Source organism: Paenibacillus ihuae (assembly GCF_001368795.1).
Taxonomy (GTDB): domain Bacteria; phylum Bacillota; class Bacilli; order Paenibacillales; family Paenibacillaceae; genus Paenibacillus_AQ; species Paenibacillus_AQ ihuae.
Genome location: NZ_LN831198.1, coordinates 929,275 through 942,609, shown reverse-complemented (window position 1 = coordinate 942,609; position 13,335 = coordinate 929,275). Strand labels below are relative to the sequence as shown.

Here is a 13,335-nt window from a genome sequence, read left to right as displayed (position 1 = left end):
CATATACGGGAGATCCGTTCGTAAAAGTAACCTATGAGCCTTCCTCTCCTACAACGGTAACCGCTCTGGTATACTTCGATATGCCTTTCGGCTCCAATCTGTCCCTAAGCGGCATCCGGGCCGAGTATGTCAAGCTTGCCGGAGTATACAACCTGACAGCGACCGCTCCTGCCGGCGAGGTGCTGGCACAGCAGCAGGTGAAGCTGAACCCGTATGATACCTATCATACATATAATGAAATCAAACCGGCGATCGATAGAATTACGGCTGACAGCAACAATAAATACGGCCGTTATGTAGAATATCAGCAGATCGGTACGTCCACACAGGGACGGGCGATCCACTTCTCCATCGTCGCTAAGGACAAGGCATCCGTAGACCAATATTTGAATGAAACACTGCCGCTGATGAACAATGATCCTGCCGCATTGCAGGAGATGATCAAAAACGGCCAGTTGCAGGATTATAAAGTTCCGATTTGGCTGAACAATATCCATGCCGATGAAGCCAATGGCGTAGATGTCATTATTAAGTTTTTGGATACACTGATGACCCAGAAAATCGTCAACTATGATACAACCGATGCGAACGGTAACGTGGTTCCGGTAGCACTGGACATCGACAAGGCGCTGGACAATGTGATTTTTCTGCTGGATTATGTGGAGAATCCGGATGGACGTGCGCTGAACACACGCGCGACTTCAACGCTGCTCGACCCGAACCGGGACAACTCCTACCAGACACAGCCGGAGACCCAGGCTGTCACAGCACAAATCGCCAAGTGGACACCGCTGAGCTTCCTGGATATGCACGGTTTCGTGAGCGGCTTCCTGATCGAGCCTTGTACACCGCCGCATGATCCGAACATCGAATACGACCTGGTCATGGACAATATGCTTGAACAGGCTACAGCCATGGGTAATGCCGGGATCGCCAATACCAAATATGATGCGTACCACATTCCTTATCTGGAAGCCGAGAAATTAAAGAATGACCCGGCTTATGCTAATCCTTACGGCAATGCCACCGGATGGGATGATGCTTCCCCGGCCTACACCGCAGTCTATGCGATGCATCAGGGTGCCCTTGGACATACCATAGAGGTGCCCGAGCTGAATGAAGATTCCCTCGATGCCTTCTATTACGCAACTCTGGCTGCAACCAGCTATGTGCAGGACAATAAAGAAGAACTCTTCCTGAACCAGCTGGAAATTTTCAAACGCGGAATTAACAATGAAGATCACAAAGAGGTTGATCCGTATCTGGTAAATGCCAAATATGAAACCATCGGCCGTGAGCGTGAGACGGCGGATGCGAACTTCTTCCCTGAGTATTATGTGCTTCCGGTAGGCAAAGACCTGCAAAAGAACGAACTGGAAGCGTACAAAATGGTGCAGTACCTGCTTCGTAACGGAGTAAAGGTAGAGCAGACAACCACACCGGTAAGCGTGGAGGGAGTCACATATCCGGCCGGCACCTATGTGGTGAACATGCATCAGGCCAAACGCGGCTATGCCAACCTGGTTCTGTATGACGGCCTGGATGTCTCTGACTTTGATGCGATGTATTCCGACACCGTACAGAATTTTGCGGATATGCGCGGATTCGACCGCTACATCAGCCGGAGCACCGGTGCCTTCACTGGCAAGACCCAGCAGGTAAGCAGCGTCGTCATTCCGGCAACTAACCTGGATCAGTATGCTTTTGCGCAAAATTACGTCATCCGCAACAGCAACAACGATGCGATCAAAGCAGTTAACGAATTGCTTGCGAACCACAAAGCGGTAACCCTGCTCTCTAATGATGGAGCCGGATATGAAAAAGGCAGCTTCCTGGTCTCCAGATCCAATCTGAGAACAGTGGCTTCCAAATACTTGCTCGACCTTGTGCCTTTCAGCACTTCGGGAGACAAGACCGGCAAGCTGCTCAAGCCGGCGAATGTAGGCATTGCCGGAGCACCTTCCTTCATTTTAGCCGATCTTGGATTCAAAGTGACTACCGATACGGCGGCGGCAGACGTGCTGGTCAATGCAGGCACGAGCCTGATTGCCAGCGGTAAACCGTTCATCGGATATGGACGCACAATGCTGGGCAGTATCAAATCCCTGAATATCTTACCGGGTCTGGACTATGCCAATCCGGTGAACCAAGCGAATAGAGCTGCAGCACATGAAGGCTTGTTCCAAGCGAACGTCTCACAGGACAGCGTAATAACGGCTCCTTATGCAGACAATGAATACCTGTATACTGTTTCTGCTGCTTACATCACGGCTGTTCCCCAAGGCGCTGAAGTACTGGCGGAATACGGAACAGGCGAGGATTTCTTCAAAGCCGGCTGGTGGCCGAATAGCGATGCTGCTAAGGGTCAAGTGCTGGCCCTGAATTATCAGACAGATAACATTCATGTGACCTTGTTCGCAAACGATCTGCTCAATAAATATCACCCGCAGAACCAGTTCCGCTTACTGGCCAATGCGATCTATGCCTCCGCTCCGGCAGCTACGGATGAAGACGGCATGGACAATGGTGTGCTTGAGCCGGAACCGGCTGTTCCGGGTACAAGCGTACCTGTGCCAACCGCAACACCGGTACCAACGGCAACACCTGCTCCGCCTGCACCTCAGCCGTCAGCTACACCAGCTCCGGCAGTAAGCTTCACCGATCTTGGCAATGTAGCATGGGCCGCATCGGCTATCAAAGAATTAACCGCTAAAGGCATCCTTCAGGGTGTGGGCGGCAACTCGTTCGCACCGCTTAAAGAAGTGACCCGTGCCGAATTCATCACCATGATCGTCCGTGCCTTTAACCTGCCGGTAGAGAATGCAGCGGCTACCTTCAGTGATGTGAAGACCACTGACTGGGCCTACAGCTACGTTGCTGCCGGTGTCCAGAATGGTCTGGTGGGTGGTGTAGGCGGCGGCAAGTTCGAACCCAGCCGCTCTATCACACGGGAAGAGATGGCGATTATCGCCGCGAATGCCCTGACGAAGTTCAAAGGCAAATCGGTTACCGGTACGGATGCGATACTGGCGAACTTCAAGGACAAATCCAGCATTGCTTCCTACGGTAAAAACGCGGTAGCGCTGCTTACGCAGGAAGGAATTGTAAAGGGCATGACGGATAGCACGTTTGTGCCAAAAGGAATTGCAAACCGTGCCCAAGCCGCTGTCATTATCAGCAACATCATCAGCCTGCCATAAACCGAATGCATAATTGCAAGTAAATGTGAACAGGGATGTCTCCAGCCCGCTAGTGGCTGATGACATCCCTGTTTGCCGTTAATAACACATTTTTATTTATCACATACCCAAGGCAAAGTAACGCTCACGGTGGTTCCCACCTGCACTTCTGAATCCACCTTAATTTGCCCTCCATACATTTCGATTAACTGTTTACAGATTGATAAGCCGATACCGGTCCCTTTTTGCTTGGTAGTAAAGAAAGGATCGAATATCCGCTTTAGTTTCTCGGGCAGAATTCCTTCCCCGTTATCTTTAAAGAGCAGGATAATTTTGTTTGTCTTAGCCGCGGTCTTAATCGTAATATGTATTCTCCCTTTGCATGCTGTGAAGGAATCTATACTATTTTTCAAGATATTCAGGAATACCTGCTCCAGCTGAGAAGCGCTTCCAAACGTTAGTACTGTTTCTGCGGAATAATCCACTGAAAGAACAATATCATCACTTAGAATGAGTTGATTCACAATGTTATTAACTCTATGTATAACCTCTATAACATTAAAAATCACGCCGCTATCCCTCTTACTATCTCCTTTTCGGGACAATAGCAGAAAGTCCGTTACTAGCCCGTTCAGCGTATCAATCTCTTTAATCGTTATGTCCATGTATGTACGCAATTCATTGGCCTTGATCTCAGGTTCAGCCAGCCTGTTATTAACAAGCTGGGCAAATCCTTTAATTGAAGCCAGCGGATTACGGATTTCATGTGCCATGCCGGCTGCCATTTGCCCCATTACAGCAATTTTTTGTTCATGTAAACTGTCAATCAGTTGTTTTTTATTTGACAGATATCCCAGGGTAAAACCACTAAAGCGGGTCCAGTTGCTTTCCATTAAGCGATTATAGAAAAACAACCGGTTTGCGGAATCATCCACAACCTCATCAATGATCGTAAACATGATATTCTGAGCGGTTAAGTTTAAATCTTTACTCATTTCAAGCAGAATATCAAAATGATCACCGAATATTTCTGCAGTGTAATTCCCTTGCTGAATCCCCTCTTTTTCCTGTGTATCCAGGTACCGGCCATAATCTAAGGGATCCAGGAACATTGCGTCGATCATGCAAATGAATGTCGTACTGAATGATGTGTTTAACAGTTCCTTATAAGTTTCTACAAACCAGGCGGATTGAATGTTTTTTAGAGTAACAGAGTGATAATGCCTGTCCAAAATGGTTGAAACAGCCAGGATTAATGACGTTCGCAATTCCTTTTCACTATGTGCCATTTCTATCCTCCCTCTTTGTTGTTTATATTCAATAAATGTGTATATTTTCCTCCTTCAAAAAAACAACAATTCCACATTACTCACTTCATCCTATTTTACTTCAAATTTTAAACATAAGCTCTATAAAAATACAAAGCAGCACTTCTCCACAATTGGCAGAAGTGCTGCTTGCTGGTGAAGCCTATGGGTTATTTGTCCAGCCAAGTCCGCATCATGGATAACAGCTGCGTACTGTTGACCGGTTTGGTAATGTAATCCGAGCAGCCGGCTTCGAGGCACAGCTCCCGGTCTCCCTTCATGGCTTTGGCCGTAAGTGCAAGAATAGGAAGGTTCTTGAATTCTGCCTTTTCCCGGATCGCCCGGGTTGTTTCGTAACCATCCATTCCCGGCATCATGATATCCATTAGCACGATTTCGATGTCCGGTGTCTGTTCCAGGAGATCAATGGCATCCTGGCCGTTCTCGGCAGGAATGACCTTCATATGATGACGCTCCAAAATCGAGGTAAGCGCAAAGATGTTGCGGATATCATCATCCACTACAAGCACTTTCTTAGATTCGATCATTTCATCCGAACTATATAGTTTAACCAGCTTATCCCTTAAGTCGGATGACAGGTCCTCCGCTTTCAGGTGCAGGAAGAGGGTTGTTTCGTCAATCAATTGAGTATTTGACTTCACCTCTTTGATGACCGCCATCTTGACCAAATCATCCCACTCGTTCTCCTCAGCGGTTGTCAGCTTCTTGCTCAGGCGGGCTACGACGGGAACTTTTTGTTTTTGGCGTTCTTATGCATATCCCGGATAAACCGGATGAGATTCATATCTGGCAAGTTATTGTCCAGAACCACACAATCGAAATCTTTATTATTGATCTGATTTAAAGCTTTACGTCCCGTGTCGACTACCGTTAGCTTGATATCCTGATTGCTCAGCTGGTCGATGATTTGCTTGCGCTCTTGTTCATCATGAACAGCAATCAGGAGACTGCGGCCCTTCTTGTCGGTGAATTGATTCAAACGGTCGAGTGCATTCTCGAGCTCTTCGTTCGTTACCGGCTTCCGGAAGTAATCGTGAACCCCCTTCTGCAGCAGGAGCACCTCTTCCTCGTCCACGGTCATGACACAAATAGGAATATGCCGCACATAGATATCGCTCTTCAGCTGCTCCAGTACCATCCAGCCGTTGGTATCCCCGCCAAGATGCAGATCCAGCGTTATAGCAATTGGCTTATACTTATGAACGAGCTCCAGTGCATCATAGCCGCTGGATGAAATGACAGCTTTGATTCCTCTTTTGTGAAGAAGATCGAGAATGATTTCATTGAACTTCTGATCATCCTCAACAATCAGGAATATGCGGTCTCCCGGCTCAAGGTTATCCCTGTCGTCAAGTAAAGCTTCCTCCGCCGGTTTGACCAGACTGCTTCTGCGTTTAGGCGGAGTGATATCAATCACTTCCGGAACATGCGCTTTTTTGATTTCCGGCTCCGTGAATTCCGCTTCAGTCGGAAGATACAGATTAAATACGCTTCCCTTGTTCACTTCACTGTACAGGATGATTTCCCCGCCCAGCATTTCGGCTATCTCACGGGATATTGCTAACCCTAAGCCTGTTCCGCCATATTCCCGGTTGGTGCTGCCGTCCGCCTGCTGGAAGGCCTCGAAAATGATCTGCTGTTTTTCATGCGGGATGCCGATCCCCGTGTCACTTACGGAGAAGCAAATAACCGTTTTGGCCCGGTTCAGCGATTCATTCTCCGGATGCCAACCCTCGGTCGCCTTCCGGATCTGGAGCATGATCTGTCCTTGTTCCGTGAATTTAAAGGCGTTTGAAAGCAGGTTTTTTAGAATTTGCTGAAGCCGTTTGAAGTCTGATATTATTCTGGCCGGTAAGCCGGGATCTACCTTGATCCGGTACTCGAGCTTCTTAGCATCCACCATATGGCGGAAGGTACGGTCCAGCCCGTCAGTCAGCTCCGCCAAGGATACTTCACTATAATCCGGCGTAATCGTGCCCGATTCGATTTTGGACAGATCCAGAATATCATTGATCAGGTTTAGCAATTCGAGTCCGGAGTCCTGAATCGTCTTTGCAAACTTCACCTGAATCTCATGAAGATTCTCATCCGGGTTCTCGGCTAGCTGTTCTGCCAGGAGCAGCAAAGAATTCAGCGGGGTACGAAGTTCATGCGACATGTTGGCCAAAAATTCGGATTTGTACTTGGAGGTGAGAGCAAGCTGTTCCGCTTTCTCCTCCAGGTATCGTTTGGCCACCTCGACCTCATGGTTCTTGCTCTCCACTTCCGCTTTCTGCAGGACGAGCAGCTTCGCCTTATCCTCGAGTTCGTCATTTGTATTCCGCAGCTCCATCTGCTGCTTTTGGAGCTCTTCGGTAAGGGACTGCGACTGGATCAGCAACTCCTCTGTACGCTGGTTGGCCTGCATTGTGTTAATCACAATTCCGATCGATTCGGTAAGCTGATCCAGGAATGCAATATCGATATCGCTGTACGGGCGGAAGGTTGCAAGTTCCAGAATCGCGAGCACCTGATCCTCGAAAATAATCGGCAGTAAAATAATGTTGAGAGGTGTAGCTTCGCCCAAAGCAGACGAGATCACAACATAGTCACCCGGTACGTTGGTGAGCAGGATCCGCTGTTTCTCGATCAGGCATTGGCCGACCAAGCCTTGCCCGGCACGGAATTCGTTCGCGAGATGTTTGCGGCTTTGGTAAGCATAGCTGGCAAACAGCTTCAGCACCGGTTCACCGCCGGACGGTTCATTGATATAGAAGACACCGTGCTGCATGGACACGAGCGGAGCCAGCTCGGACAGAATCATGCGGCTGACCGCATACAAATCTCTTTGCCCTTGCAGAAGCCGTGAGAATTTGGCGAGATTGGTTTTGAGCCAGTCCTGCTCCGTATTGATACGGGTCGTTTCCTTCAGATTCCGGATCATTTCGTTGATGTTGTCTTTGAGCGTCGCGACTTCTCCGGATGCGGATACGTCGATAGCACGTGACAGATCGCCATTCGTTACCGCAGTTGCAACGTTAGTGATGGCGCGCACCTGGGTGGTCAGCGTACTCGCCATGTAGTTAACGTTGTCGGTGAGGTCGCGCCAAGTACCGGCTGCACCCGGAACGTTCGCTTGCCCGCCAAGCTTTCCTTCAGCACCTACCTCACGTGCCACGGTAGTCACCTGATCTGCGAAGGTAGCCAGCGTCTCGATCATATTATTGATGGTATCCGTCAGCTCGGCGATTTCGCCTTTGGCTTCCACAGTCAGTTTTTGCTTCAGGTTACCGTTCGCTACCGCCGTCACGACCTTGGCGATACCGCGCACCTGATCCGTCAGATTGGTCGCCATAATATTAACGTTATCGGTAAGGTCTTTCCAGATCCCTCCGACGCCGCGCACCTGGGCTTGTCCGCCCAGCTTACCGTCTGTACCGACCTCCCGCGCCACACGCGTAACCTCAGAGGCGAACGAATTCAGCTGATCCACCATCGTATTGATCGTGTTCTTCAGTTCCAATAATTCGCCTTTAACGTCAACAGTAATTTTCTTGGACAGGTCCCCGTTCGCTACCGCCGTTGTAACACCGGCTATGTTACGCATTTGAATCGTCAGGTTGCTGGCCATGTAGTTAACCGTATCGGTCAAATCTTTCCACGTACCGGAGACATCCTTCACTTCCGCTTGCGCGCCGAGTTTCCCATCCGTACCTACTTCGCGCGCTACGCGTGTAACCTCGGAGGCGAAGGTTGAGAGCTGATCCACCATCGTATTGATCGTATTCTTCAGTTCAAGGATTTCGCCTTTTACGTCAACGGTGATTTTCTTGGACAGGTCGCCCTTTGCTACCGCCGTCGTTACGTCCGCAATATTCCGCACCTGGTCCGTAAGATTCCGGGCCATGTTATTAACGCCCTCGGTCAAGTCTTTCCAGGTTCCGCCGACCCCTTTAACCTGAGCCTGTCCGCCCAGTTTTCCTCCGTACCGACCTCTCGCGCCACACGCGTAACCTCGGAGGAGAACATGGAGAGCTGGTCCACCATCGTGTTGATCGTATTTTTGAGCTCGAGGATTTCCCCTTGTACATCCGCCGTGATTTTCTTGGACAGATCGCCGTTTGCTACGGCTGTAGTTACGACGGCGATGTTGCGCACTTGGTTGGTTAAGTTAGACGCCATGTAGTTTACGCTCTCGGTCAAATCGCGCCAGGTACCCGCAACGCCTTTAACTTGGGCTTGTCCGCCCAGCATCCCCTCCGTACCTACCTCCCTCGCTACACGCGTTACCTCGGAAGCGAAGGTCGAGAGCTGCTCCACCATCGTATTAATGGTATTCTTAAGCTCAAGAATTTCTCCTTTCGCATTCACCGTGATCTGCTTGGACAGATCGCCTTTTGCAACCGCAGTGGTCACCTCGGCGATATTACGCACCTGATCGGTCAGTGTACCGGCCATAAAGTTAACGCTATCCGTCAAATCCTTCCATGTACCCGATACGCCTTTAACGTCAGCCTGACCGCCCAGAATCCCTTCCGTTGAAACCTCCCGCGCCACACGCGTAACCTCGGAAGCGAAGTTGCTGAGCTGATCCACCATGATATTGATCGTGCTTTTCAGCTGAAGGATCTCGCCTTTGGCATCAACCGTAATCGTCTTCGACAGATCACCCTTAGCCACGGCGGTTGTCACTTCCGCAATGTTACGCACCTGGTTGGTTAAGTTAGACGCCATATAGTTTACGCTTTCGGTCAAATCCCGCCATGTGCCGGAGACGCCTTTTACATCCGCCTGTCCGCCGAGTATCCCTTCCGTACCGACCTCGCGCGCCATACGGGTAACCTCAGAAGCAAAGGTCGACAATTGATCCACCATCGTGTTAATCGTGTTCTTAAGTTCCAGGATTTCACCTTGCACATCAGCTGTAATCTTCTTCGAAAGATCGCCGTTTGCAACCGCAGTGGTAACAACCGCAATGTTACGCACCTGATTAGTCAGGTTGGAGGCCATGTAGTTTACACTTTCGGTTAAATCCCGCCAAGTACCGGATACGTCTTTAACATCCGCCTGACCGCCAAGCTTGCCTTCCGTGCCGACCTCACGCGCCACACGCGTGACCTCGGACGAGAACATGGAGAGCTGTTCCACCATGGTGTTGATCGTATTTTTGAGTTCAAGGATTTCTCCCCGGGCATTTACCGTGATTTGCTTCGACAGATCCCCGTTTGCTACAGCCGTTGTTACCGCCGCGATGTTACGCACTTGATCCGTGAGGTTCGTAGCCATATAATTTACGCTATCCGTCAGGTCTTTCCAGGTGCCCGAAACACCTTTTACGTCTGCCTGACCGCCCAGAATCCCTTCCGTACCGACCTCGCGCGCCACCCGGGTAACCTCGGAGGCAAAGGTGCTGAGCTGATTCACCATCATGTTAATGTTGCTTGCCGTTCTCTGGAATTCTCCGGTGAGCGGTCTGCCTTCGATTTCCAGCTCCACCTTCTGGGACAGGTCCCCTTTGGCCACGGCGTTAATTACCCGCACCATTTCGCTCGTAGGTTGAATCAGGTCAATGACCAGACCATTCAATGAATCCGTGATGGTTTCCCATGATCCGCCTAAATTTTTCTGCACAAATCTTTTTGAAAGATTGCCCTCTTTCCCGACAACTTTGGCTACAGTCTGGACTTCATGGACCAGACCTTCCTGAATATCCATGATTTCATTAAATGTATCTGCTACCTTGCCGGCTACACCTGTGCGGTCATAAGGCATTCTGTAGGAGAAGTTGCCTTTCTTCATGGCCATTAAGGCGTTGAGCAGTTCGCCAGCGTCAATTTGATCATCGTTTTTCTCGTTAGTTTGGTTTTGATCCTTCATCCTCAACCCTGCCCCTTTTGCTTCAAATAATTTGAATACTCTGATTGGTCATCTCTAACCAAATCGCTTGACCGTAAACCTTGCCAAGAACCGGTCAGGATACGAATCAGAGCCTAGTATCGCTGTTGATCGTAATATCCGTTCTCACGGGCTTCAGACCCGGCTCGTCCGGAGACTGAGTGAAGGAGTCCGGGTTCAAGTAAGGCTTGGCCTCAACCGTAAAAATGAACGTTGCACCGGGTTCATCCGACGGTTCTACCCTTATCGTGCCTCTCATTAATTCGATCAGGGATTTACTGATCGATAATCCAAGCCCCGTGCCTCCAAACTTACGGGTAGTTGAGGCGTCAAGCTGGGAGAAGGGCTGAAATAGTTCAGGTATCTTACTTGGAGGGATACCGATTCCGGTATCCTTTATAATAAATTCAAGCGTAAGCGAATCCGACGTCTCGGCGAGCTTGTTAACCATTATGTATACACTGCCCTCAGGTGTAAACTTCACAGCATTGCCCACAAGATTATTCAACACCTGACGGAGGCGATTCATATCTCCTATGATCCAGGATGGCAATAAGGGATCGACCATTAATACCATTTCCAGGTTCCGTTCCCTGGTTTGGGCTGTAAACAAATCAATCGTTTCATTCAGGCAGTGCTGTAGAGAGAATGGCGCCTCTTCCAGTTCGATCTTTCCGGATTCGATTTTGGAAAAATCCAGGATGTGATTGATCACAGAGAGCAGTGCATTGCCGCTCTTGTGAATAATCCCCGCCATCTCAGCATATTCCTCAGGTAAATCGCAGGCCAGAAGCAAATCCGACATGCCGATAATTCCATTTAGCGGAGTGCGGATTTCATGGCTCATCATGGCCAGAAACTCCGATTTTACACGTGAGGCAATTTCAGCCGTTTCCTTGGCCTTGCTGAGCGCCTGGTTCGTTTTCTCCATCTGCTTCGTTTGTTCCTTTAACATTTCGCTTTGGATCTGAAGGGTTTTGTTAGCTTCATACATGCTGACGTAACCCTCAATTTTGGATTTGAAAATTTGCGGAACGAGAGGTTTCGTCATGTAATCCACTGCACCGACCGAATAACCGGCAAAGATATTCTCTTGGGTATTCCTGGTTGCCGTCATGAAGATGATTGGCACGTATTTATTTTCTCCCGGGTCCGGATGATACCGGCTGTCTCAAACCCGTCCATCTCCGGCATTTGCACGTCCATGACAATGACAGCAAACTCCTCTTCCAATAGACACCGCAAAGCTTCCATCCCGGAATAAGCCCGAACCAGATGGTAGGGTTCTCCGCTCAGAATCGCTTCAATGGCAACCAGGTTTTCCGGGTGATCGTCTACGAGCAGGATGTTAACTGGAAAATTCATGACGTCCCTCACCTTCCAACTTATGGCTTGCTGGCTGTAACTTTATTATTTCAAAAACAAAGGTTATATACCCACTTCTGTAAACGCTGAAACTCATAATTCGCATCTAACTTTTATTACAAAAATTTGCTACTCAAGTCTCAAGACCTACTCAGCAAATCACTTTAAAATTGAACAAAAGAAAAGCACGATAAATGATTTAGTCGGAGGAGCCCTATTTTGAGAAAACTATCATTCGTTATTGCCATTATCCTGCTGAATAACTTGATGACACGTCGGATCAATGAGGTTCTGGTTCATTATTTCGAAAAGTTCGGAGTGGATACACAGCCTGTAATCGAAAAAAACCTCAGCTTCATCATGCTTGACGTTGCTGAAACGGAGCGTGAGGTTATTGATAAAGCGAATAGCTATACCTCAAACCAGCCTGCTTTGGCAAATGCGGACCCCTTAGTGACCAAACTGACACCCGTCATCAAAGATTTGTTGTCCGTCCTCGACGATATGAAAGCCTACTATGATTCAAAAGGCTACGTGGATGATGATTTCGCAAAAGGAAAACAGCTGCATACCAGGCTGGTAAATGCCAATCTCGCTTACGAGTCTGTCGCCACCCCATACTTCACGGCTCTGCAAAAATTGGGTAACGAGCAGCGTCAGGCTGAACTGCAAAAACTCAAGGATGCAGACCAGCAGATCCGGTATAATGCCTTGAAGTTTATGATCGATGCTGAGGCTACGGCCATTGAAATGGATGAACAGAGAATCACCGCAGGCAATGTGCTGCAGCTTGATATGGCGAAGTTTAAAGTGAAATACGACATGATGACCGCAGACTTGAATGCGCTCATGACCATCTCCAAAGACAAGGAACGAATTCAAAAAGAAGGGGTTAACAGTTTCAGTATCGGGAATTACGTGGATGCAGCCACTGAGGCAAAAGCGGCCGCTTCCAAAATTATTGAACGTATCAATAAAAAGGAACCTGTATCTGATTCTGACCTGAACGGCCAGTTCCTGCACACTACAGACGGTACACCTGAAAATTTCAATTATCTGCTAAGCAAGGCAATCGAACGGTATAATGAAATGAATTAAATTGATCGTTCAAGTGAAGAAAGGACAGGGAGCACTTGCCCTGTCCTTTCTTCATAAATATGGATAAACGCTAGTGAACTTGCGGTTCGGTCAAGGTTTACAGCGAGATTCTCCAATTGCCCGTCATCTTGGCGCCCACTTTCAGGACATTCACCAAAAGAAAAAAGCCCCTGCTCGGTGCAGAGGCTCTTTAATGGATATTTTATTTAATGATCTACTCCATGTCCCAGCGGTACAATAATGCCGCTTGGTATTGTAGCCAGGCTGGTAGACACACCATCCGCACTAGCTGCCGCAGCATTGACCCCAAGCAGTGCGATTACAAACAGGGTGAGCGAAAATATCTTTTTCATTTTGAATCCTCCCTAGTCAGTATTTGATTCATTAAATTGAGATACTTGTCCAGTTGGTCGGAGGTTGTCTGATTCCGGAGTTTCTCAAAGAGAGCAACTGACTTTCTGAAACCCGTATCATCTCTTAGTTTAACTGAT

6 protein-coding genes and 1 pseudogene are annotated in these 13,335 nt (G+C 48.7%); 2 read left to right on the top strand and 5 right to left on the bottom strand.

Annotated features, from left to right (window positions below; all coding sequences use genetic code 11):
• A partial coding sequence (locus tag AQR02_RS04190) for a M14 family metallopeptidase (RefSeq protein WP_159067688.1) occupies positions 1–3,200 on the top strand: 3,200 nt, incomplete at its 5' end.
• 92 nt (positions 3,201–3,292) lie between these two features.
• Here the strand turns inward: AQR02_RS04190 and AQR02_RS04185 are convergent.
• The 4 genes and pseudogenes from AQR02_RS04185 to AQR02_RS33515 all read right to left on the bottom strand — a co-directional run bounded on the left by AQR02_RS04185 (position 3,293) and on the right by AQR02_RS33515 (position 11,746).
• Positions 3,293–4,468, bottom strand: coding sequence for a sensor histidine kinase (locus tag AQR02_RS04185; RefSeq protein ID WP_054939513.1), 1,176 nt, complete (start codon positions 4,466–4,468; stop codon positions 3,293–3,295).
• Between the two features lie 188 nt (positions 4,469–4,656).
• A pseudogene (locus tag AQR02_RS35440) lies at positions 4,657–10,363 on the bottom strand (HAMP domain-containing protein).
• A gap of 106 nt (positions 10,364–10,469) precedes the next feature.
• Positions 10,470–11,513 carry an ATP-binding protein gene (locus AQR02_RS04165; RefSeq protein WP_245237106.1) on the bottom strand — a complete coding sequence of 348 codons (1,044 nt, stop codon included), beginning with the start codon at positions 11,511–11,513 and terminating at the stop codon, positions 10,470–10,472.
• Positions 11,495–11,746: a response regulator gene (locus AQR02_RS33515; protein WP_245237104.1), complete on the bottom strand. Its 252-nt coding sequence runs from the start codon at positions 11,744–11,746 to the stop codon at positions 11,495–11,497. Before AQR02_RS33515 ends, AQR02_RS04165 begins: the two co-directional genes overlap by 19 nt.
• Before the next feature lie 219 nt (positions 11,747–11,965).
• On the opposite strand from AQR02_RS33515, the gene AQR02_RS04160 reads away from it, so the two are divergent.
• Positions 11,966–12,844, top strand: a complete 879-nt coding sequence (locus tag AQR02_RS04160) for a YiiG family protein (protein WP_245237102.1) — start codon at positions 11,966–11,968, stop codon at positions 12,842–12,844.
• A 206-nt stretch (positions 12,845–13,050) separates the two neighbouring features.
• Here AQR02_RS04160 and AQR02_RS32255 read toward each other — a convergent pair whose 3' ends face one another.
• A complete protein-coding gene (locus AQR02_RS32255; protein WP_159067687.1) occupies positions 13,051–13,197 on the bottom strand; it encodes a hypothetical protein in 147 nt (48 codons plus the stop codon).
• Between the last annotated feature and the right edge of the window lie 138 nt (positions 13,198–13,335).